Source organism: Comamonas sp. CMM03 (assembly GCF_019218715.1).
Taxonomy (GTDB): Bacteria; Pseudomonadota; Gammaproteobacteria; order Burkholderiales; family Burkholderiaceae_C; genus Comamonas; species Comamonas terrigena.
Genome location: NZ_JAHUXB010000002.1, coordinates 421,365 through 443,017, shown reverse-complemented (window position 1 = coordinate 443,017; position 21,653 = coordinate 421,365). Strand labels below are relative to the sequence as shown.

The 21,653-nt window shown below is 65.1% G+C and carries 16 protein-coding genes and 1 pseudogene; 8 read left to right on the top strand and 9 right to left on the bottom strand.

The genetic code is table 11. From position 1 onward, the window contains the following. Positions 1-141: 141 nt before the first annotated feature. The 3 genes and pseudogenes from KW830_RS08890 to KW830_RS21530 form a co-directional block, all read left to right on the top strand. The gene (locus KW830_RS08890) at positions 142-1,074 is read left to right on the top strand and encodes a DMT family transporter (protein WP_218332877.1); all 933 of its coding nucleotides are present in this window, start codon (positions 142-144) and stop codon (positions 1,072-1,074) included. A gap of 51 nt (positions 1,075-1,125) precedes the next feature. Next, complete coding sequence (locus tag KW830_RS08885; protein ID WP_192334306.1) at positions 1,126-1,950, top strand: SDR family oxidoreductase; 825 nt, start codon at positions 1,126-1,128, stop codon at positions 1,948-1,950. A 314-nt stretch (positions 1,951-2,264) separates the two neighbouring features. Further along, positions 2,265-4,865: pseudogene (locus KW830_RS21530) on the top strand (putative bifunctional diguanylate cyclase/phosphodiesterase); the annotation flags it as partial. A 117-nt stretch (positions 4,866-4,982) separates the two neighbouring features. Here the strand turns inward: KW830_RS21530 and KW830_RS21305 are convergent. Continuing rightward, on the bottom strand, positions 4,983-5,882 hold the full coding sequence (locus tag KW830_RS21305) for a DMT family transporter (protein WP_255578240.1): 900 nt from the start codon (positions 5,880-5,882) through the stop codon (positions 4,983-4,985). Between the two features lie 160 nt (positions 5,883-6,042). Here KW830_RS21305 and KW830_RS08875 point away from each other — a divergent pair, with 160 nt between their 5' ends. After that, on the top strand, positions 6,043-7,026 hold the full coding sequence (locus KW830_RS08875; protein WP_218332875.1) for a quinone oxidoreductase: 984 nt from the start codon (positions 6,043-6,045) through the stop codon (positions 7,024-7,026). Between the two features lie 11 nt (positions 7,027-7,037). Beyond that, a complete protein-coding gene (locus KW830_RS08870; protein ID WP_218333161.1) occupies positions 7,038-7,859 on the top strand; it encodes a DUF4743 domain-containing protein in 822 nt (273 codons plus the stop codon). 74 nt (positions 7,860-7,933) lie between these two features. Here KW830_RS08870 and KW830_RS08865 read toward each other — a convergent pair whose 3' ends face one another. From KW830_RS08865 to KW830_RS08850, 4 genes are all read right to left on the bottom strand, one after another. Beyond that, the gene (locus KW830_RS08865) at positions 7,934-9,589 is read right to left on the bottom strand and encodes a Na/Pi cotransporter family protein (RefSeq protein WP_066539817.1); all 1,656 of its coding nucleotides are present in this window, start codon (positions 9,587-9,589) and stop codon (positions 7,934-7,936) included. A 355-nt stretch (positions 9,590-9,944) separates the two neighbouring features. Next, entirely contained in the window at positions 9,945-10,451 is a 507-nt protein-coding gene (gene lspA / locus KW830_RS08860) for a signal peptidase II (protein ID WP_066539810.1), read from the bottom strand. A gap of 177 nt (positions 10,452-10,628) precedes the next feature. Next, positions 10,629-13,484 (bottom strand): isoleucine--tRNA ligase, encoded by a 2,856-nt coding sequence (ileS, locus tag KW830_RS08855; RefSeq protein ID WP_218332874.1) that lies wholly within the window; start codon positions 13,482-13,484, stop codon positions 10,629-10,631. A gap of 114 nt (positions 13,485-13,598) precedes the next feature. Further along, complete coding sequence (locus tag KW830_RS08850; RefSeq protein ID WP_066539876.1) at positions 13,599-14,648, bottom strand: bifunctional riboflavin kinase/FAD synthetase; 1,050 nt, start codon at positions 14,646-14,648, stop codon at positions 13,599-13,601. Positions 14,649-14,817: 169 nt separating this feature from the next. Here KW830_RS08850 and KW830_RS08845 point away from each other — a divergent pair, with 169 nt between their 5' ends. Both KW830_RS08845 and KW830_RS08840 read left to right on the top strand, forming a co-directional pair. Next, positions 14,818-15,375 (top strand): HNH endonuclease, encoded by a 558-nt coding sequence (locus KW830_RS08845; RefSeq protein ID WP_066539804.1) that lies wholly within the window; start codon positions 14,818-14,820, stop codon positions 15,373-15,375. A 190-nt stretch (positions 15,376-15,565) separates the two neighbouring features. Then, the gene (locus KW830_RS08840; protein WP_218333160.1) at positions 15,566-16,513 is read left to right on the top strand and encodes a bestrophin family protein; all 948 of its coding nucleotides are present in this window, start codon (positions 15,566-15,568) and stop codon (positions 16,511-16,513) included. 120 nt (positions 16,514-16,633) lie between these two features. On the opposite strand, the gene KW830_RS08835 is transcribed toward KW830_RS08840, so the two are convergent. The 3 genes from KW830_RS08835 to KW830_RS08825 all read right to left on the bottom strand — a co-directional run bounded on the left by KW830_RS08835 (position 16,634) and on the right by KW830_RS08825 (position 19,879). Further along, a complete protein-coding gene (locus KW830_RS08835; RefSeq protein ID WP_066539802.1) occupies positions 16,634-17,749 on the bottom strand; it encodes an acyl-CoA dehydrogenase family protein in 1,116 nt (371 codons plus the stop codon). 134 nt (positions 17,750-17,883) lie between these two features. Next, on the bottom strand, positions 17,884-19,065 hold the full coding sequence (locus KW830_RS08830; protein WP_066539800.1) for an acyl-CoA dehydrogenase family protein: 1,182 nt from the start codon (positions 19,063-19,065) through the stop codon (positions 17,884-17,886). Between the two features lie 88 nt (positions 19,066-19,153). Continuing rightward, a complete protein-coding gene (locus KW830_RS08825) occupies positions 19,154-19,879 on the bottom strand; it encodes a YceH family protein (protein ID WP_218332873.1) in 726 nt (241 codons plus the stop codon). A gap of 21 nt (positions 19,880-19,900) precedes the next feature. Here KW830_RS08825 and purN point away from each other — a divergent pair, with 21 nt between their 5' ends. Then, positions 19,901-20,482, top strand: coding sequence for a phosphoribosylglycinamide formyltransferase (purN, locus tag KW830_RS08820; protein WP_218332872.1), 582 nt, complete (start codon positions 19,901-19,903; stop codon positions 20,480-20,482). 129 nt (positions 20,483-20,611) lie between these two features. On the opposite strand, the gene xopAW is transcribed toward purN, so the two are convergent. Continuing rightward, positions 20,612-21,514, bottom strand: a complete 903-nt coding sequence (xopAW, locus tag KW830_RS08815) for a XopAW family type III secretion system calcium-binding effector (RefSeq protein ID WP_218332871.1) — start codon at positions 21,512-21,514, stop codon at positions 20,612-20,614. Positions 21,515-21,653 lie beyond the last annotated feature (139 nt).

Sequence of the window (21,653 nt, the reverse complement as noted above, 5' to 3'; positions counted from 1 at the left end):
TGTGGTGGCCATAGACGCTGGCGTGCATGGCGTGGGCGGTCTTGTTCACCCACGTCGGCGCGCCTGTGCCGGCAGTGGAAGAATGCACTCGGCAAGGCGCTGCAACCGGCAGCGTCTGTGGCTGAGGAATGTGAGTGAAAAGTGTCTTCTGAGCAGGCTTTATCTGCACCCGCAGTTTCCAAAGGGATAGCGGGCGGGCTGCTGCTGGCCACGCTGGGGGCGGTTGCCTTCAGCGGCAAGGCCATCATTGTCAAACTGGGTTACCGCTACGGGGCCGATGCCGTGCTGCTGCTGATGCTGCGTATGCTGTTCGCGCTGCCGTTGTTTCTGGCCATGGCTTGGTGGGCCGGCCGGGGCAAGCCGCCCCTGTCGCGCCGCGACTGGTGGGGTGTGGTGGGTCTGGGCTTCTGTGGCTACTACCTGTCCAGCTACCTGGATTTCGCCGGGCTGCAGTACATCACCGCCTCGCTGGAGCGGCTGATCCTGTACCTCAACCCCACACTGGTGGTGGTGTTCGGCTGGGTGGTCTACAAGCGCGCCATCACCTGGGGCCAACTGGCCGGCATGGGCTTGAGCTATTGCGGCGTGCTGCTGGTCTTTGGCCATGAACTGGGCGCCCAGGGCAGCCATGCGGCCTGGGGTGCTTTCCTTGTGCTGGCCAGTGCCGTCAGCTATGCCGTCTATCTGATCTACAGCGGCGAGATGGTGCGCCGCCTGGGCTCGCTGCGCCTGGTGGGTCTGGCCACCAGCGTGGCCTGCCTGTTCTGCATTGCCCAGTACTTCGTGGTGCGCGATGTGGCCAGCCTGCAGGCCGTGCCGCACGAAGTGCTGTGGCTGTCGCTGCTCAATGCGCTGCTGTGCACGGCCGCCCCGGTGCTGATGGTGATGATGGCCATCGAACGCATCGGCCCGGGCCTGACGGCGCAGACCGGCATGATCGGTCCGCTGTCCACCATCTTGATGGGGGTGTGGCTGCTGGACGAAGATTTCAACCGCTGGATGCTGGCGGGAACGGTGTTGGTGGTGGGCGGCATCTTGCTGTTCACCCGCATGGCCCGCAAGCCGCAAGGCTGAGCATCCGGCTCGACAATGGAATTTTGGTAGGCAACAACAAGGAGATTTCCCATGGATCTGGGTATTGCAGGCAAATGGGCGCTGGTGTGCGGCGCGAGCAAGGGCTTGGGTTTTGGCAGCGCCAAGGCACTGGTGGAAGATGGTGTGAATGTGGTCATTAACGCCCGCACCGATGCCGCGCTGCAGGAGGCGGCTGCGCAGTTGCGGGCTGTGGCCACGCAATGGGCCGGCACGACAGGCCGCAAGGCGCCTGAGGTGCTGGCGGTGGCCTGCGACATCACCACCGAAGCCGGTCGTGCGGCCGTATTCAGTGTGCCGGGCGGCCCGGGCAAGGACTACGACATCGTGGTGACCAACGCCGGCGGCCCCCCTCCGGGCGATTTCCGCAACTGGGACCGCGACGCCTGGCTCAAGGCCGTGGACGCCAATATGCTGACCCCCATCGAGCTGATCAAGGCCACGGTGGATGGCATGGCCGCGCGCGGCTTTGGCCGCATCGTCAACATCACCTCCAGCGCCGTGAAGGCGCCCATCGACATCCTGGGCCTGTCCAACGGCGCGCGCAGCGGCCTGACCGGCTTTGTGGCGGGCGTGGCGCGTTCCGGCATTGCCGCCAAAGGGGTGACCATCAACAACCTGCTGCCCGGCAAGTTCGACACCGACCGCCTCAAGACCACTTTTGCGGCCAATGCCGGCAAGAGCGGCAAAACCGTGGATGAAGTGCGCAAGGCGCAAGAAGCCATGGTGCCAGCCAAGCGCTTCGGCACGCCCGCTGAATTCGGTGCGATCTGCGCCTTTTTGTGCAGCCAGCATGCCGGCTATATGACCGGTCAGAACATTCTGGCTGACGGTGGCGCCTATCCGGGCACTTTCTGAGATAGTGGCTGCAATTCGGGCCTGGGAGCCCGGCCTGCAGCTGCCTATCACGGCGACCGGCTCCGCCGGTCGCCAGACATCTCCTGACGGGCAGGGGCATTGACCCAATTGCACTGCGCTTGTCACATGATGTAACCCAAGGCGTGGCGATAGCTTGGGTGGTATGTCTCCAGGGTGCTGCGAAGAAGTGAAGCGGGCTTGTCCCGCAGGTTTCTCCCCTCGAACGGATTGGATGCATGCTGTCCCCTGATCGCCACGGTTTCCCGGTTGCACCTTGCTCCGCCGCATTGCGCGCTGCGGGCGGACGCTGAGCCATGGAAAGAATCCCTCGGCTTCCACGTCATGCCGCGCGGGTGGTGTGGTCCAGTGTGCTGGCCCTGGTGGCCGTGTTGCTGGTGGGGGCGCTCTGGCTGCTGCAAGACATGCACACCAGCACCCGCGAGGAAAGCGAGCAGCGCCTGACGCGCTTTGTGCAAGGCGCGCAGAACGCCCTGAACCGGTCAATGAGTGCCATCGATATGCTGCTGACCGGTGTGGACGACATGCTGCGCCTGAATGAGGCCCCGCTGTCCGAGCAGGATCCCGCCTACCTGCAGCAGGTGCTGCAGCTGGCGGCCAAGCAAAATGCGCTGATCAGTTCCATCGTGGTGGTCAAGTCCGATGGCAAAGTGCTGGCAGCGGCCGACAACCTGGGCAATTACCGTGTGGTGCGCATTCCGCAGAACTGGCTGCAGACGGTGGCGCAAACTCCCGAGCGTGAACGCATGCTGCACATCAGCATGCCGGATGAAAGCTGGGCGCAGGTCCGCACCTTGCACATTGCCCGTTACCTGAACAGCAGCCAGGGAGGCGAGCATTACCTGGTGGTGGCCCAGGTGCCGGTTTCCAGCTGGGTGGGTCTGCTGATGCAGGGCACCGCGCTCAAGAACCTGGAAGTGACGCTGGAGCGTGCCGATGGCACCCTGGTGCTGCGCGTGCCGCTGGAAAGCAGCGCCCGCCTGCAGGCCGATGCCCCGCCCCTGGACCGCTATCTGCACCAGGGCGTGCAGCAGGCCGCCTCGCGCCTGGACGGCGCTCCGAGCCTGCTGGAAGCCGTGCAGCTCAATTACGACCAGCTGCGGCTGACGGCGGCCTTGCCGATGTCGACCGTGCTCGGCCAGTGGTATGGCACGCGCGATGCGGTGCTGGCCGGGGTGGTGGTGTTTTCCCTGCTGCTGCTGGCGGGCGCGGGCATGATGCAGGTGTACATGCGGCATATGCAGCGTGCCCAGCAGCGGGTGATGGAGTCGGAAGCCACGCTGCACCGCGCCATGGATTGCATTGCCGCGGGCTTTTTGCAGCTGGACGATGCGATGCAGGTCGTGCACTGGAACCAGCGGTATGCGGAAATGTTTCCCTGGCAGCTGACCGCACTGGTGCGTGGCTGTCTGTGGCGCGATGTGCTGATCTCGGCGGAAGGCAGTGGCGCAGACGCAGCGCTGCACAGCGAGGTGATCCAGCTGCGCCGCATGCTGGCGGCATGGGAAGACGGGGATGAGAGTGGCAGCGAACTGGCCACCGCCTCGGGACTGACGTTGCAACTGAGCCAGCGGCGCACGCCCGATGGTGGGCGGGTCATTACCTGCGAGGACATCACGGCCATCCGCCTTGCCTCGGCCGAGATCGAGACCCTGGCTTTCTACGATCCGCTGACGGGGTTGCCCAATCGCCGCCTGCTGCTGGACCGTCTGGGCCAGGCCACGCACCTGGCCCAGCGTGCGGGCTGGCTGGGGGCGCTGATTTTTGTGGACCTGAACAAGTTCAAGGTACTCAACGATACCCAGGGCCATGAAATGGGCGACCTGCTGCTGCAGGAGGTGGGGCAGCGTCTGCATGCGTCCATCCGTGCCTCCGATACCGTGGCGCGCCTGGGTGGGGATGAATTCGTGATCATGCTCTGCGACCTGCCGGGCAATATGGACGAAGCCGGCAAGCTGACCAAGAAGATTGCAGAGAAAATGCTGCGCCGTCTGGCCGAACCCTACGTGCTGGGGTCCTATGTGCACCGCTGCTCCGCCAGCCTGGGAGTGACCTTGTTTGGCAATGCGCAGGTGGAGGTGGGCGAGCTGCTGAAGCAGGCCGACATTGCCATGTACCAGATCAAGACCCAGCAGGGTGCGGGGGTCTGCTTCTTCGAACCCCATATGCAGGAGGTCCTCAGCGCGAGGGCACAGCTGGAGGCGGATCTGCGCTACGGCATCGCGCACGACCAGTTTGTGCTGCATTACCAGCCGCAGTTCATGGCCGACGGCAGCATCGACGGCATCGAAGCCTTGGTGCGCTGGGAGCATCCCGAACAGGGCATGGTGCCGCCAGGGCAGTTCATTGCCGTGGCCGAAGACAGCGAGCTGATCGTGCAGATCGGCCAATGGGTGCTGCACACGGCCTGCCAGCAACTGGCGCGGTGGCAGAACCACCCGCGGCTGGTGGGCATCCACCTGGCAGTGAATGTGAGTGCGCGCCAGTTCCGTCAGCAGGATTTTGTCTCCCAGGTGCTGCGCGCCATCGCCGAGAGTGCGATCCCCTCCAGCCTGTTGAAGCTGGAGCTGACGGAAACGCTGGTGATTGACGACATGGAAGACTCCATCGCCAAGATGAGCGAGTTGCGCTCGGCCGGTGTCCGGTTCTCGATGGACGATTTCGGCACAGGACAGTCTTCGCTGTCCTATCTGACACGGCTGCCGCTGAGCCAGCTGAAGATCGACCAGTCCTTTGTGCGCCACCTGGGTGAGCGCCATACCGACGATGTGGTGGCCCAGACCATCATCGGCATGGCCCACAACCTGGGCCTGACGGTGATTGCCGAAGGCGTGGAGCTGCAGTCGCAATTCGATAGCCTGGTGCGCTTTGGCTGCCAGCGTTTCCAGGGCTATTTCTTCAGCCGGCCCCTGCCGGTGGCCGACCTGGAGCGCTTTGTGGAGCAGATGCCGGCCAGGCAGCCCTCCATGCTGGGCAACGGCGCAGCGCTGGGGCTGGGCCGGCACATGGAAGCTTCAGCGCCGGGAGGAGACGACGATGCCGCCCACGATCAGGAGGAAAGCCACGCCGTGGTAGACATGGGGCAGCTCGGCCAGCACCAGGGTGGAGAGAATGGCGGTGAAGACCGGGATCAGGTTGGCAAAAAAGCCGGCCACGGCCGGACCGGCACGTGAGACTCCCACGCCCCAGAAACGGTACGCCAGAATGGCCGGGCCCAGAGCGATGAAGAGCAAGGCGCCGGCCAGTGGCAGGCTCAGCTGCAGATTCATGTGGCTCAGCGCCAGTTCGCCGCTGGCGAACAGGGCCGACCAGCCCAGGCCGAAGACCAGCTGGGCCATCAGAAAGCCGGCCCAGTCGCCCCGGATGCTGGTGGGCTCCCGGGTATCGGCCAGCATCCAGCTGTAGAGTGACCACAGAATGGTGGCCAGCAGCACGAACAGATCGCCCGGCACCAACTGCAGGCTCAGCAGCTGGCGCAGGTCTCCGCGGCTCAGCACCACCGCCACACCCAGCACCGAAAGTGCCGCGCCCAGCATCTGGCGCAGCGAAATGCGCGCACCAAAGCAGAGTCGGCCAATCACCAGCATCCACACCGGCATGCTGGAGCCCACCAGGGTCACATTGATGGGCGAGGAAGTCTGCAATGCCAGGTACAGCAGCGCGTTGTAGCAACCAATCCCCACCAGCCCCAGCAGGGCATAGCGACGCCAGTGCGGCCACAGTGCACTGTCACGCCGCAGCACGGACCAGCTCCAGGGCAGCAACAGGGCAAAGGCCAGCACCCAGCGCAGAAAGTTCAGTGTGAACGGAGAGATCAGGTCGTGGACCATGCGGCCCACAATGGCATTGCCAGCCCAGAGCAACGGCGCTGCCGTCAGCATGGCCGCCGTGCCCAGTGTCAACGGTGAAGTCATAGGGGCCCCATGGTAGCGCCGTTGCGACAGGCCACAGGGCCGGTCGTGGCAGCATGTGGGGCGTGGGGGCATCGCGTTTTGCTGGCAGCGGGCATGCCCGTGGCGGCGGCGAGTGCCCTGCCGAAGCGTTTAGAGTGTGTGCCAATTCCAAGGAGATGCCATGAAATCCCGTGCCGTGCAGATCACCCACAACGGTGGTCCGGAGGTGCTGCAACTGGTGGAGCAGGAGGTGCCGGCACCGGGCGCCGGGGAGGTGCTGCTGCGCCACCATGCGGTGGGCCTGAACTTCATCGATGTCTACCAACGCTCCGGCCTGTATCAGCTGCCGCTGCCGCTGAACCTGGGCATGGAGGCTGCCGGCGTGGTGGAAGCCGTGGGACAGGATGTGAAGCACCTGAAGGTGGGGGACCGCGTGGCCTATGCCAGCCACCCGCCCGGTAGCTACAGCGAACGCCGTGTGATGCCGGCCACCCATGTATGCCATCTGCCCGATGCCATCAGTTTCGAGACCGGTGCCGCAATGATGCTCAAGGGCATGACGGCCCAGTACCTGCTCAAGAAATGCAGGCCGGTGGAAGGTATCCAGCCCGGGGATTTCGTGCTGTTCCATGCGGCGGCCGGTGGCGTGGGACTGATTGCCTGTCAGTGGGCCCGGGCGCTGGGCCTGCAGCTGATTGCCACCGCAGGATCTGATGAGAAATGTGCGCTGGCGCTGGCCAATGGGGCCGTGCACGCTATCAATTACAGAAGCGAGAACTTTGCCGAGCGGGTGATGGAGATCACCGAAGGGCAAGGGGTGAAAGTGGTCTACGACAGCGTGGGCAAGGACACCTGGGAAGGCTCGCTGGCCTGCCTGCGGCGCTTTGGTCTGATGGTCAGCTTCGGCAATGCCTCCGGGCCGGTGGCGCCTTTTGCGCCGGCTGTGTTGGCCGCCAAGTCGCTGTATGTGACGCGCCAGACCCTGTTTGCCCATATGCACAGCCGGGAAGCCACGCAGGCCATGGCGGACGATCTGTTCCATGTGGTGTCCAGCGGGCTGGTGAACATCCACATCGACCAGCGCTACCCCCTGGCCGATGTGCAGCAGGCCCACCGGGACCTGGAAGCGCGCAAGACCACCGGCTCCAGCATCTTGACGCTGTGAGCGGCCTGCACATGCCGGCCGGAGCCGGAACGCAATGGGTGCAGCCGCTGCGCCAGGCCAGTCAGCAGCCGCCGCAGGCTCCGCGATGGCCGCTGTGGTGCAATGGCCAGCGCATCGGCAGTGTGGCCGAAGCGGTGTTCGATGCGGCCCAGGCCACGGTCTGGGCCCGGCAGCAGGGCTTTGTGCTGGAGGCCGCCACGGTGCAGGGCGCACAGGCCTGGCAGTTGCAGGCCGACGATCCCACGGCGGCACTCAATGCGGTGGCGCAACTGCTGCGCACACAGGGGCGCTGTGGCCCCTGGCGCAATGAGCAACTGGATGTGCATGGCCAGGACGGTGCGCTGGTGGCCACGGTGGAACGCGGCGCCGTGCGCGTGCTGGGCGTGGCCACGCAGGCGGTGCACCTGCTGGGCTCTGCCCCGGACGGGCGCATGTGGGTGCAGCAGCGCGCACTGAACAAACCCACGCACCCGGGCAAGTGGGACACGCTGATGGGGGGGATGGTCTCTGCCGGTGACAGCCTGCAGACCGCGCTGGCACGCGAAACGCAGGAGGAAGCCGGCCTGGACCTGGCTCCGCTGCAGCAGCTGCGCCGGGGCGGCCAGGTGGACTTTGCCTGTCCCAGTGAAGAAGGTGGCGATGGCACAGGCTATATGCTGGAAAGTATCCAATGGTTCCATGCCGTGGTGCCGCAGGGCGTGCAACCGCAGAACATGGACGGGGAAGTGGCGCAGTTCCAGTGCATCACGCCGCAGCAACTGCAGGCCTGGCTGCTGCAGGACTGCTTCACGCCTGAAGCCAGTCTGATTCTGGCCGACCACCTGGGCTGGTAGCCGCCGGAACGCGGTGCAAAAAAAGGCGCCCGGGGGGCGCCTTTTTTATGTCTGCGGAAGCTCCCGTCGGGGGCTTACTTCGCCACCGGCTCGCGCAGCCGGCTGGGCGCCAGTGCACCGGTGGACTCCAGGATCGGGTAAGCCACGGAGCACAGTAGCGAGTTGATGCGCTTCAGGTCGCTGATCAGGTCGATGTGCAGCGAGCTGGTCTCGATGCTGGGCACGGTGTTGTCGGCCAGGCGGTTCAGGTGGGTGGCCGAGTAGGCCAGCTCCAGGTCGCGGAAGCGTGCTTTCTCTTCCAGCAGCTTCTGTGCCTCGCGCGGGTTGCCGTTCAGGAACACGCTCATGGCCAGGCGCAGATTGCTCAGCAGGTGCTCGTGCAGCTGGCTGATCTCCTGCTTGCCGGCTTCCGAGAAGTGGCGACCCTTCTTGATCTTCTTGTCCTCGATTTCCTGCAGCACGCGCTCGATGATGTCGCCGATCTGCTCCATGTTGATGGTGAAGCTGATGATTTCCGTCCAGCGCTGGCCTTCGCGTTCGTCCAGTTCGGCACGCGAAATCTTGGTCATGTAGTACTTGATGGCGGAATACAGGTCATCCACCGTGTCTTCCAGCTTGCGCACCTCGTGCGAGAGCTTGGCGTCATCGCTCTCCACCACCTTCTGCAGGCCGATCAGCATGGACTCCACCACATCGGCCTGATGCAAGGCCTCCCGTGCGGCGCAACTGATGGCCAGCGAGGGGGTGGACAGGGCCGAAGGATCCAGGTGGCGCGGGCGCAGCAGGCTGCCGGCGCTGTGGTCGGCCGGCTTGGGCAGCAGGTTGGACACCCAGCGTGCCACGGTCTGGGTCAGGCCGATGAAGCACAGGCTGTTGAAGATGTTGAACGCCAGGTGAAACAGCACCACATTCTGGCCCGCGCCGGGAATGTGGGGTTGGGCATAAGTGACCCACAGGCCCATGAACGGCGCCACGATGGCCACGCCCATGATCTTGAACAGCATATTGCCCACGGTGACCTGGCGCACCTCGATGGCGGCCTTGGCGGTGGTCAGCACCGCCACCATGCCGCTGCCCAGATTGGCGCCCAATGTCAGGCCCAGGGCCACGTCCAGCGGAATGGCACCGGAGCTGGCCATGGCCGCAATCAGCAGCACGATGGCCAGGCTGGAATAGGCCAGCACCGCCAGCACGGCGCCCAGCATCAGTTCCAGAAAGATGTCGCTGCTGACCGAGGCCAGCAAGGTGCGCACGGTGGCGGATTCCAGCAGCGGTTCGGTGGCTTCCACCACCAGGCGCAGTGCCAGCAGCATCACGCCCAGCCCGATCAGCACCCGGCCAATGCGTCCCGGCGTGGTGTCCTGCCGGGTGATGAACAGCACCACCCCGACAAAGATGAACAGCGGTGACAGCCAGGACAGATCGAAGGAGAACAGCACCGCCATGGCGGCCGTGCCCACATCGGCGCCACGCATGACCGCCAGGGCGGCAGGCAGCGGAATCAGGCCCTGGCCGACAAAGGCCGAAGTCATCAGCGACGTGGCCGTGCTGGACTGCACCAGGGCCGTCACGCCCAGGCCCGACAGGGCCGCCGTGAAGCGGTTGCGCATGCTGTGGGCCAACAGATTGCGCAGGTTGGCGCCGAACACGCGCAGCACACCGGTGCGCACCATATGGGTGCCCCAGACCAGCAGGGCCACAGCAGCCAAAAGATTGAGTAAGTGCTTCATGAACGGTTCGCTAGGAAGCGAACTAATATAACCCTGAGACCCGGTGTTGGACACCGGGTGGCCATCGATAGCGCACCAGGCAGTGCGGGATAGGAATATTTTAGAAAAAAAACGAAACAAAAAGAATGGGTACTAACGGCATCCCATCCACCCGGTGCGCTGCGTCTGCCTGACAAGCATTTCCTGTACCTGAAACGCTAGCACGATCGCCTGTATCTGTACGCGTTGGCGACCCTCCGATCTGTTGCATGGCGGACACCCGGCGGCCCGGACAAGGCCCTCAAAAAGCCAACCCCTCGCAGCGTGGGGCCGGGAGGGGGTACGAGGGAGGGGGAGGCCGGTGGCGGCGTGTGGCTTACACGCCGCGTTTGGCCCGGCGGCTGCGCAGGATTTCGTCCAGGATCAGGCAGGCGGCCCCCACGCTGATGCCGACGTCGGCCACGTTGAAGGCGGGAAAGTGGCTGCTGCCCCAGTAGAAGTCCAGAAAGTCCACGACATAGCCGTGCTGCAGGCGGTCCACCACATTGCCGATGGCGCCGCCCAGGATGCTGGACAGCGCAAAGCAGAACAGCTTGTCGCCGGGGTGTTTGCGCAGCTGCCAGACGATCAGCAGCGTGGCCACCACGCCGATGCCGACGAACAGCCAGCGCTGCCAGCCGCTGCCGTCGGCCAGGAAGGAAAACGCCGCGCCGGTGTTGTGGGCGCGCACGATGTTGAAGAAGCCGGTGATGGGCGTCCAGTCGCCCAGCTGGTAGACATCCAGAATCCACTGCTTGGTGATCTGGTCCAGCGCAATGATGGCCAGTGCCCAGGCCAGCCAGGGCCAGATGCGGGCGGTGCGCAAAGCAAGGGGTGCGGTCATGGCAATCGGGGATCCTGTGAAACTCAAAAAATCATAGCTGCCGGCACTATCCCCACATGAATTTCAGGTGGATTCGTGCCTGGATCCATTGGTGCAGGGGCCTAAGCAGCTTCTGTCTTTGTACCAAAGCACACCGCCCACGCGGGCGTGGGCGGTGAGGGGGGCGTGTGTGGCAGTTTAGGCCTTGCTGCGCACTTCGCCGCTGCCGTGCAGATTGCTGTCGCAGCGGCCGCACAGTGTGGGATGGGCGGGGTTCACGCCCACGTCATCGCGGTAATGCCAGCAGCGCTCGCACTTGGCGGCTTCCGACGGAGTGACGGCCACGGCCAGCGCATCGCCTGCCACTGCCCGGGCGGCCGAGGTGATGAGCACGAACTTCAGGTCGTCGGCCAGTGACTGCAGCAGGGCCAGGTCTTCGTGCTGGGCCGAGATGGTGACTTCGGCCTGGAGCGATGCGCCGACCTTGCCTTCCACGCGCACGGCTTCGATGTCCTTGTTGACCACGTCGCGGATCTCGCGGATGCGGGTCCACTTGGCCAGCAGGGCGGCATCGCCTTCGGGCAGTTCGGTGAACTTCTCCAGGTAGATGGTTTCGCTGTGGCCCACGATCTTCCAGGCTTCTTCGGCCGTGAAGGACAGGAACGGTGCCATCCAGCGCAGCAGTGCCTGGGTGATCTGGTGCAGTGCGGTCTGGGCCGAGCGGCGGGCCAGGCTCTTGGGCGCCGTGGTGTAGAGGCGGTCCTTGAGCACGTCCAGGTAGAAGCCGCCCAGGTCTTCCGAGCAGAACAGCTGGATCTTGGCGACCACGGGGTGGAATTCATAGACCTGGTAGTGGCCGATGATTTCCTTTTGCAGCTGCGCCGCGCGGGCCAGGGCGTACTGGTCGATCTCCAGCAGGTCCTGGTAGGGGACGCTGTCGGTGGCTGCGTCGAAGTCACTGGTGTTGGCCAGCAGGAAGCGCAGCGTGTTGCGGATGCGGCGGTAGGCATCCACCACGCGGGCCAGGATCTTGTCGTCGATGCCCAGGTCGCCCGAGTAATCGGTCGAAGCCACCCACAGGCGGATGATTTCGGCCCCCATCTTGCCGCTCACGTCCTGTGGAGCGACGGTGTTGCCCAGCGACTTGGACATCTTCTTGCCCTGGCCGTCCACGGTGAAGCCGTGGGTCAGCAGCCCCTTGTACGGGGCGCGGCCGAAGATGGCGGAGGCCAGCAGCAGCGAGGAGTGGAACCAGCCGCGGTGCTGGTCATGGCCTTCCAGGTACAGGTCGGCTTCCGGGCCCTGGTCATGGTGCATGTCGGCGTGGGTGCCGCGCATCACATGCCAGAAGGTGGAGCCGGAGTCGAACCAGACTTCAAGGATGTCGGTGCTCTTGGTGTAGTGCTTGGCTTCTTCCGCGCCCAGGATGTCTTCTGCGCTCACGCGGCTCCAGGCCTCGATGCCGCCTTGCTCGACCATGTCGGCCGCCTGGTCGAGGATCTCCATGGTGCGGGGGTGCAGCGCACCCGTGTCCACATGCAGAAAGAAGGGGATGGGCACGCCCCAGGAACGCTGGCGCGAGATGCACCAGTCGGGACGGCCGGCGATCATGGCGCGCAGGCGGTCCTGGCCGTTTTCCGGGTAGAAGCTGGTGCTGTCGATGGCTTCCAGCGCGATCTGGCGCAGGGTCTTCTCGGGCTTCTGCGCGGGGTCGGTGAACACGCCTTCGCCTTCATCCATGCGGATGAACCACTGTGCGGCCGCACGGTAGATCACCGGCGTCTTGTGGCGCCAGCAGTGCGGGTAGCTGTGGGTCAGGTGGGTGGTGTCCATCAGACGGCCTGCGACCTTCAGGGCGTCCAGGATGACAGGCACGGCCTTCCAGATGTACTGGCCGCCGAACAGCGGCAGGTCCGCCGCGTACACGCCATTGCCCTGCACGGGGTTGAGGATGTCCTTGTAACCCATGCCGTTGTGCATGCAGGAGTTGAAGTCATCCACGCCGTAGGCCGGCGCCGAGTGCACGATGCCGGTACCGTCGTCGGCCGTGGCGTACTCGGCCAGGTAGACGGGGGAGATGCGGTCAAATCCCTTGTCCACATGGGCCAGCGGGTGCTTGAAGGGCATGTGGTCCAGCGCCTTGCCTTGCGCGGTGGCCACCACCTGGCCGGTGATGTTCCAGCGTGCCAGGCACTTTTCCACCAGGGCCGAGGCCACGATCAGCAGGCCGCGTTCGGTATCGACCAGGCTGTATTCCAGATCGGGGTTGACGTTGAGCGCCTGGTTGGCAGGGATGGTCCAGGCCGTCGTCGTCCAGATGACGATGAAGGCTTCCTTGTCCAGTGCGGGCAGGCCGAAGGCTGCGGCCAGCTTTGCAGTATCTGCAGCGGGGAACATCACGTCCAGCGTCTGCGACTGCTTGTCCTGGTATTCGATCTCGAACTCGGCCAGCGAGGAGGCGCAGTCAAAGCACCAGTACACCGGCTTCAGGCCACGGTAGACAAAACCACGCTCCATCACCTTCTTCAAGGCGCGCAGTTCCAGCGCCTCGTTGGCGTAGTTCATGGTCTTGTAGGGGTGGTCCCAGTCGCCCAGCACGCCCAGACGCTTGAAGTCGACCATTTGCTGCGCGATCTGCTCGGTGGCGAAGGCGCGGCTCTTGGCCTGCATCTCGTCACGGGGCAGGTTGCGGCCGTGCAGCTTCTCGATGGCGTTCTCGATGGGCAGGCCGTGGCAGTCCCAGCCGGGCACATAGCGGGCGTCATAGCCTTCCAGCTGGCGGCTCTTGACGATCATGTCCTTCAGGATCTTGTTGACGGCGTGGCCGATGTGGATCTTGCCGTTGGCATAGGGCGGGCCGTCGTGCAGGATGAACATGGGCGCGCCGCGGCGGGCCGCGCGCAGCTTCTGGTAGGTGCCCTGGTCTTCCCAATCCTTGGCCCAGCCCGGCTCGCGCTTGGGCAGGTCGCCGCGCATGGGGAAGGGGGTGTCGGGCATGTTCAGCGTTGCGCGGTAGGCGGACGCTTCGGGCTTGTTGGACTTCGAATCAGACATGGAAAACCTTGAAAGCAGGGCAAGGCCATGGCCGGCGCGTTGGCGTCGCGGCCAGGACGTGAATGGGATGCAGGTGCCCGAAGCGCTGCCGCGCCCAGGCTGGGACGGCGAGCGTCAAATTCGGTCGCGCGTGGTCTGGCGACGGGTTTCGGTGTAGGAAGACGCGGGAATGGACGCAAAAAACGCGCATGCGTCATCGCAGTCCTTGGCGATACCTGCTGTCAGGGCATCGAGACTGTCGTACTTCAGCTCGTCGTGCAGTTTGTGCAGAAGTTCCACGCGGATGATTTTACCGTAGGCGCCTTCGCCACCCAGATGGGTAGGCCAATCCAGGCAATGTGTCTCCAGCAGCACACGGCCGCCGTTGACGTCGTTCGGGTCCAGCGAGGGGCGCACCCCCAGGTTCGCCACGCCGCGCAGCGGCTGTGCATCCAGGCCGTGCACCAGCACCGCAAAGATGCCGCTGGCCGCCGGTTTCCAGTGGTCAAAGCGCAGATTCAGGGTGCGAAAGCCATCGGCCGCCCCGGCCTTGGATTCCGCCAGCTGCCTGCCCAGCTTGCGGCCATGGACCACATGGCCGGAGATGGTGTAGGGGTGGCCCAGCAGCTTGGCCGCCTGTGGCATGTCGCCGGCCGCCAGCGCCGCCCGCACCGTGGTGCTGGAGACACGCTCGCCATGCACCTCGTAGCTGTTCATGCGGGCCACGTCGAAGCCCTGGGCCTGGCCCGCGGCGTCCAGCATGGCGTAGTCGCCGGCCCGTTGGCTGCCAAAGCGGAAATCATCGCCCACCAGGATGTACTGGGCGCCCAGGCCCTGTACCAGCACGTTCTGGATGAAGGCTTGCGGGGATTGGCCGGCCAGCGCATCGTTGAAAGGCAGCACCACCGTCTGGTCCACGCCGCAGATGGCCAGCTGGCTGAGCTTGTCGCGCAGCGTGCCCACGCGGGCGGGGGCCAGATCGGGCTTGTTCAGCTTCTGCGCAAAGTAGTCCCGCGGGTGGGGCTCGAAGGTCAGCACACAGGTGGGCAGGTCGCGTTGCGCGGCTTCGGCACGCAGCAATCCCAGCATGGCCTGGTGGCCACGGTGCACCCCATCAAAGTTACCAATGGTGACCGCGCATGCGGGGGCACGATCGGGGTGCTGAAGGCCTCTGAAAATCTTCATGGGAATGCTTTGTTTTTCATAGCGCGCGGCGCTTTCCAATTCAGCACGGGATGGCTGTCTGACAGTGAAAGCGAGTATATTGCCATCCATAGGGTATGCCTGTCGCATGCCTTATCGGCTTGCCGCGAAACCCGTCCTGGACGTTGACGTTCATTCGAGGAGGTGCATCGTGAAGGTTCTGAAGCTGTCCGCCCACGGACTTCCCCAGTCATGGATCAGCCTGGAGGAGGCCGTGCTGCACTACGCCGCCGATGAGGTCCGCTGGGAATCGGGCGCGCAGATCGCGGTGTTCCGTGGGGGCCATAACGCGCACACCGGCGAGCAGTCGGTGATCCACATCAACAGCATCATCGGCACCAAAGGCATTCCGCGCATCAACCCGCATGCGCTCAAGCCCGGCCTCACCAACAGCAAACTGTTTTCCCGCGACCGCCACCTGTGTGCCTACTGCGGCCGGGTCCACGACGAGCGCGACCTGACGCGCGAACACATCGTGCCGTTTGCCCAGAAAGGCCAGGACCACTGGATGAATGTGGTCACGGCCTGCCGTGCCTGCAACCACCGCAAAGGGCCGCGCACGCCGGAGCAGGCGCGCATGCCGCTGCTGTATGCGCCCTACACCCCCAGCCTGTGGGAGGACTTCATCCTGCGCAATCGCCGCATCCTGGCCGATCAGATGGAGTTTCTGCTGGCCCATGTGCCCAAAAGCTCGCGCTGGGCGTTGTAGCCGCCGTGCCGGGGCCCGCATGCGCGGCGCTATCTCCACGAGGAGGGCAGGGTCTCCACGCCAGGCGCCCAATGCAGACCTTGCTTCTGCGAGGGAAGCGCCTGCCACGGACACAGAATTTTCAGCATTTGCCGAAACGCCCGTCTGTCCTGTGGTGCAATAGGTGTTTACCCTCGATCGCCTGCTGCGCATGATCGTCCGCGACCGCCCCACCGGCTTCAACCTTTTCCTCATCCTGCGCGGTTCCGTGCTGCAGCGCATCCGATGGGTGCTGTGCCTGAACATCGTGCTGGCCGTGCTGGTCACCTACGCACATGGCAATCTGTTCGATCTCAAGATCACCGTCACGCCCATCCCGTTCACGCTGATCGGCCTGCCTTTGGCCATTTTTCTGGGCTTCCGCAACACCACGGCCTACAACCGTTTCTGGGAAGGGCGCAAGCTCTGGGGTGAACTGGTGATCTGCGCCCGCACGCTGTCGCGCCAATGCCAGAACTTCATCCGCGTGCCGCTGGTGCTGGATCCCCGCAACCGCGTGGGAGATGTGCGGGTGCGCATGGTGCACCGTGCCATTGCCCACGCCCATGCACTGCGCTCCCAACTGCGCGGTCACCAGGACGATGGCGCGCTGGAGCGCTGGCTGACGGCCGAGGAATGGTTTGCCATGCGCAACCACCCGCTGAATTTCCGCTCCGATGCGCTAATGCTGGCCAACGGCCATGACCTGAGCGACAGCCTGCGCAAAGGCTGGATAGACCCGGTGCTGGCCGCCCAGATCGACAACACCTTCACCGCGATGACGGCTGCGGCTGCATCCTGCGAACGTATCCGCCACACGCCGATTCCGTTTTCGTACATGCTGCTGCTGCACCGCACGGCCTATATGTACTGCTTTCTGCTGCCGTTCGGCCTGGTGGACACCACGGGCTTCATGACGCCGTTTGTGGTGGGCATCGTGGCCTATACCTTCTTTGGTCTGGACGCGCTGGGTGACGAGCTGGAAGAGCCCTTCGGTGTGGAAAGCAACGACCTGCCGCTGGATGCCTTCTGCCGCGGCATCGAGATCAGCCTGTGCCAGTCGCTGGGTGACCCCGAGCCACCGCAGCCGCTGCAGCCGCTGGAGTACCGGCTGACCTGAGGGGCGGCCTCCTTCTTCCCGGCATAAAAAAACGGACCCCAGGGGAGGGGCCCGTGCCAAAAGCGGCCGGTGTGCTGCAGTGCGCAGTGCCGGCCGCGAGGGATGCCGTTGGCGCTGGGCTTATTCCATCACGCCTGCGGTCTCGCGCATGCGGGCCGACACTTCTCCCAGATGGTGCAGGCTGTCGCCGTAGGTCATCTCCAGCTGGGTCAGTTTCTTGAAGTGGTGGCTGATGATGTACTCGTCCGTCACACCGATGCCGCCATGCAGTTGCACGGCCTGCTGGCCGACGTAGCGCATGGACTGGCCCAGTTGCACGCGGGCGCGGGCGATGGAACGGCGGCGGGTTTCGGCCGGCTGGCCCAGTTGCAGGCTGGCGTAGTAGCTCATGGAACGGCCCAGTTCCAGCTGCATCTTCATATCGGCGGAGCGGTGGCGCAGGGCCTGGAAGCTGGCGATCGCCACACCGAACTGCTTGCGCTGGTTCAGGTAGTCGGCCGTGGTCAGCAGGGCCTGCTCCATCACCCCCACGGCTTCGGCGCAGACGCTGGCGCTGCCAACGTCCACCGCCAGTTCCAGCGCGGACAGGCCGTCGGTGGTGACCAGGGTGGCAGGGCTGCCGTTGCACTGCAGCTCGGCAGCACGGCTGCCGTCCTGGGTGCCGTAGCCCTGGGTGCTCACGCCCTCGGCCGAGGCTTCCACCAGGAACAGCGCCTGCTGGCCGTCCAGCAGAGCGGGCACCAGAAAAGCATCGGCCTTGTCGCCAATGGGCACGATGCTCTTGCGGGCGGTCACCGCATAGCCCGCACCGTTCCTGGTGGCCTGGGCCTCGCAGCGGTCAAGGCGGTAGCGTGCCCTGCGTTCCTGCTGGGCCAGCACCACGATGGACTCGCCGGCCGCAACGCGCGGCAGCCACTGGGCCTGCACGGCTTCGGGGGCAAACTGGCCGAGCACGGCGCCGGTGATGAAGGCCTGGGCCAGTGGCTCCAGCACCATGCCGCGGCCGAGTTCCTCCATCACCACCATGGCGTCAACGGCGCCCAGGCCCAGGCCGCCATGGGCTTCAGGCACGGTCAGGGCCGTCAGGCCCAGGTCGGCCAGTTCGGCCCAGGTATCGCGTGAAAAGCCACCGGCCTTCACCGCCGCACGGCGGTGCTCGAAGGTGTAGGCCTTGTCCACCCAGCGGCGCACGGCATCGCGCAGTTGCTGCTGGTCTTCGGAAAAATTGAAATCCATAAATCTCTCCTGGTGCTGTCATCCCGGGCGGCGCCGCCGCATGGGGTGTCCAGCAAAGCTCTGTCTGGCGCCCCCTCCCCGAGGGGGCGTGGGGGAGCCGTCCCGCTGTGCGCAGCGCGGACGGCGGTGGGGCATCAGCCGAGCACCGTCTGCGCGACGATGTTGCGCTGCACTTCGTTGGAGCCCCCGTAGATCGTGGTCTTGCGCATATTGAAGTAGCTGGAAGCCAGCGGGGCCAGGCCCACCGTGCCGCCGGGGAAGTCGCCCTGCCAGCCGGCTTCCATGGCCTCGTAGACCAAGGGCAGGCTGTAGGGGCCGCCGGCCAGCATCAGCAGTTCGGTGTAGCGTTGCTGGATCTCGCTGCCCTTGATCTTCAGCAGACCGGCAATGTCCAGCGGGTTCTTGCCGCTCTTTTCGGCCGACAGCACGCGCAGCACCAGCATCTCCAGTGCCACCACGTCCACTTCCAGCAGGGCGATCTGGTCGCGGAAACGCGGGTCTTCCCACACGCCTTCGGCCCTGGCCACGCGCTTGAGGCGTTCCAGTTCACGCTTGGCGCGGTTCACGTCGGCAATATTGGTGCGTTCGTGTGCCAGCAGGTGCTTGGCGTAGGTCCAACCCTTGTTCTCTTCCCCGATCAGCTGGTCGGCAGGCACCTTCACGTTGTCAAAGAAGACTTCGTTGACTTCGCATTCGCCATCCAACAGCTTGATGGGGCGCACCGTAACGCCGGGCGACTTCATGTCGATCAGCAGGAAGCTGATGCCGGTCTGCGGCTTGCCTTCGTTGCTGGTGCGCACCAGGTTGAACATCCAGTCGCCATGCTGGCCCAGCGTGGTCCAGGTCTTCTGGCCGTTGACGATGTAGAAGTCACCCTGGCGCTCGGCGCGCGTCTTCACACTGGCCAGGTCCGAACCCGAACCCGGCTCGCTGTAGCCCTGGCTCCACCAGACTTCGCCGCTGGCAATGCCGGGCAGAAAGCGCTGCTGCTGCGCCGGCGTGCCAAAGGCCTGGATCACCGGGGCCACCATCACCGGCCCGAAGGGCACGATGCTGGGGGCGCCGGCCTTGGCCAGTTCTTCGGCGAACAGGTGCTTTTGCACCGCAGTCCAGCCGGGGCCGCCAAATTCCTTGGGCCAGCCATAGGCCAGCCAACCCTTTTTGCCCAGGGTCTTGGCCCAGCCCTGGATGTCGTCGCGCGTTAGGCGCAGGCCTTCGCGGACCTTGCGGGCGGCGGCGGGGTCCAGGTGCTCGTGTATCCAGGCGCGGACTTCCTCGCGGAAGGCCTGCTCTTCGGGCGTGAATGCCAAATCCATGCTGCGGTCTCCTTGTAATGCAAGGTTTTTAGCATGGTCGTTCGCTGCCGCCATGTCGGGGCGGCGACAGCCTAGGGTGAGTCCGGAGTCAGATTTTGGCTGGCGGGTTCTGCTCTGCAGAATCCATGCCACTGTGGGGCACCGGCGCTTCCACTCCCAGGGCGCTGCACAGCTGCTGCACGGTGGCGCGCAGCAGTGCCACTTCGGCTTCCAGTGCGGCCAGGCGCTGGGCGGTGGCGCCATCGGACGGGGCGACACTACCGGCTTCACTGGCCGCGGCCAGGGCGCTGACATCCACCTCTCCGCACAGCAGGTGCGCCCAGCGTGCTTCCCGGGCGCCGGGGGCGCGCGGCAGCAGCACCACCAGCGGACCGCCTTTTTCGTCGCTGCGGTCGCGCAGCTCTTCCAGGAAGGCCTCGACCGAGCCGATATCGGCAAAGCGGTGCCAGCGCTCGGTGTTGATGCGCAGCTCGCCAGCCGTCTGCGGGCCGCGCAGCATCAGCAGGCCCAGGATGGCGCTGGCCTGGCTGGGCACGCCCACCACCCGCTCGAAATTGTGTTCCCAGCGGGTGGCGCGCTGGCCGCTGGCTTCCATCACCAGGTGGCGCTGGCGCAGCTCGTCCAGGGCGGCCTGGATGTCGCCTTCGCTCAGCTGCATCACCGGCGCGCGGCTGGTCTTCTGGTTGCAGCCCGACTGCAGGCTGTTCACCGTGAGCGGATAGCTGTCCGGTACGGTGCGGGCTTTCTCCATCAGCGTGGCAAGCACACGGGCGGCGTGGGGCGACAAAGGCTGAGCGCGGTGGTCGAATGGCATGGCTGGGATAATTCGCAGGAAATGAAAAACATCGTGATTTTGATCTCTGGCGGCGGCTCCAACATGGCAGCCATCGTACGGGCTGCCCAGCAACAGGAGTGGGTGCGCCGTCTGGACGCCCGCGTGGCCGCCGTCATCAGCAACAAGGCCGATGCCCAAGGCCTGGTTTTTGCCCGTGAGCATGGCATTGCCACGGCCGTGCTGAACCACAAGGATTTCGACAGCCGCGAAGCGTTTGATGCGGCGCTGGCCCAGCAGATCGACAGCCATGAACCGGCGCTGGTGGTGCTGGCCGGCTTCATGCGCATTCTCACGCCCGGATTCGTGAACCATTTTGCCGGGCGGCTGCTGAATATCCACCCTTCGCTGCTGCCGGCATTTCCGGGCTTGCATACGCACCAGCGTGCCATTGAGGCGGGCTGCAAGTTTGCCGGTGCGACCGTGCACCAGGTGACGGCCGAGCTGGATGTGGGGCCCATTCTGGACCAGGCCGTGGTGCCGGTACTGCCGGAGGACACTCCCCAGACCCTGGCCGCGCGGGTGCTGACGCAGGAACACATCATCTACCCGCGTGCCGTGGCGCACTTTCTGCGCCATCTGTAACGGCGGTGGTCGGGAGGCTCTCCGGCTGGAGCCCGCTGCCATCGACCACGTTGTGCCCCTAGTTCACCACCGGAAACGGGGTGACGTTCCTCCACGCCGCTCACCTGCGGCGCAGAGGGAAGCCAGAACTCAGACCGTATAGCTGTAGGTGCTGCGGGCTGCGGCGGGTTCGCCGTTGGCGGCCTGGTAGGCACGGTGGGCGGTGTCCAACAGGGCGTTGCGGGCATTCTGGGTCCAGCTCTCGGTGGATTGCTTGAGCTGATCGACCACGTTGAGGGCCGCATCGGCGGCGTCTTCGGCGGCGCCGGCCAGGCGTTCGGCCAGGGACACGGTGCCGTCTTCATTGGTGTCCAGTTCGTCGTAGACGGTGGTGGTCGAGCCCCCTGCGCCGCCGGCTCCCCCGACACCGCTGGCTGCAGCCGTGCCCGTGCTGTCGCTGTCGGATTCCGTGCTGGCACTGGCCTGGGCGGGCGGTGGTGGCGGCATGCCGCCGGCGTTCTGGGGTCGGGCGGCATCGAATTCGGCCTGGCTCAGGCTGCCGTCGTCGTCGCTGTCGAGCTGGCTGAACAGGGCCGCTGCGTCTTCCTCGCTCACGCTCTCCTGGCCGTTCATCTTCTGCAGCAGCGCCGTCAGCTCGTCGCTGCTCACATCGCCGCTGCCGTCGCTGTCCACCTTGCTGAACAGGTCATCGCTCTGGCCCGCGCCGCGCGATTGCGCGAAATCCATGGTGGAGCGGGGTGGCGGCAGCATGCTGGACGGTGCGGCTTCGAGCTCGTCGGTGCTCAGACTGCCGTCTGCGTTGCTGTCGCTGCTGGACAACAGGTCCTTGGCGCTGCTGCCGCCGGATTGGCCGGTGCGGCTGCCGATGTCATCCATCAGCGACTGCAGCTCGGTCTCATTCAGGCTGCCGTTGCCGTCGGCATCAAAGTTGGCCAAGAGTTTTTCTGCGAGCTTGACGCTTTGCTGGCTGCGCTGGCTCTGAATTGCAGAACTCCACGCATTGCTGCTGCCCAGACTGGAAATGCTGGTCATGGGAGGTCCTTTCAAGAAGATCCAGCCCGCCAGCGGCCTGCATGCCCTCTGCCGCAGACATGGCTGCGAGGTGAACCGCTGCACATGCTGAGGCCGCCGCGTAAACCGTTGTTGTCCTGTTTGTACGGCAGTCGCTACA

Excerpts from the sequence above, each read along its gene's own strand:
- purN (WP_218332872.1), top strand. The coding sequence starts at position 19,901 with ATGAAAAACATCGTGATTTTGATCTCTGGCGGCGGCTCCAACATGGCA.
- KW830_RS08850 (WP_066539876.1), bottom strand. The coding sequence starts at position 14,648 with ATGAAGATTTTCAGAGGCCTTCAGCACCCCGATCGTGCCCCCGCATGC.
- KW830_RS08830 (WP_066539800.1), bottom strand. The coding sequence starts at position 19,065 with ATGGATTTGGCATTCACGCCCGAAGAGCAGGCCTTCCGCGAGGAAGTC.
- ileS (WP_218332874.1), bottom strand. The coding sequence starts at position 13,484 with ATGTCTGATTCGAAGTCCAACAAGCCCGAAGCGTCCGCCTACCGCGCA.
- KW830_RS08865 (WP_066539817.1), bottom strand. The coding sequence starts at position 9,589 with ATGAAGCACTTACTCAATCTTTTGGCTGCTGTGGCCCTGCTGGTCTGG.
- KW830_RS08835 (WP_066539802.1), bottom strand. The coding sequence starts at position 17,749 with ATGGATTTCAATTTTTCCGAAGACCAGCAGCAACTGCGCGATGCCGTG.
- KW830_RS08885 (WP_192334306.1), top strand. The coding sequence starts at position 1,126 with ATGGATCTGGGTATTGCAGGCAAATGGGCGCTGGTGTGCGGCGCGAGC.
- KW830_RS08875 (WP_218332875.1), top strand. The coding sequence starts at position 6,043 with ATGAAATCCCGTGCCGTGCAGATCACCCACAACGGTGGTCCGGAGGTG.
- KW830_RS21305 (WP_255578240.1), bottom strand. The coding sequence starts at position 5,882 with ATGACTTCACCGTTGACACTGGGCACGGCGGCCATGCTGACGGCAGCG.
- KW830_RS08840 (WP_218333160.1), top strand. The coding sequence starts at position 15,566 with ATGATCGTCCGCGACCGCCCCACCGGCTTCAACCTTTTCCTCATCCTG.
- KW830_RS08825 (WP_218332873.1), bottom strand. The coding sequence starts at position 19,879 with ATGCCATTCGACCACCGCGCTCAGCCTTTGTCGCCCCACGCCGCCCGT.
- KW830_RS08870 (WP_218333161.1), top strand. The coding sequence starts at position 7,038 with ATGCCGGCCGGAGCCGGAACGCAATGGGTGCAGCCGCTGCGCCAGGCC.
- xopAW (WP_218332871.1), bottom strand. The coding sequence starts at position 21,514 with ATGACCAGCATTTCCAGTCTGGGCAGCAGCAATGCGTGGAGTTCTGCA.
- lspA (WP_066539810.1), bottom strand. The coding sequence starts at position 10,451 with ATGACCGCACCCCTTGCTTTGCGCACCGCCCGCATCTGGCCCTGGCTG.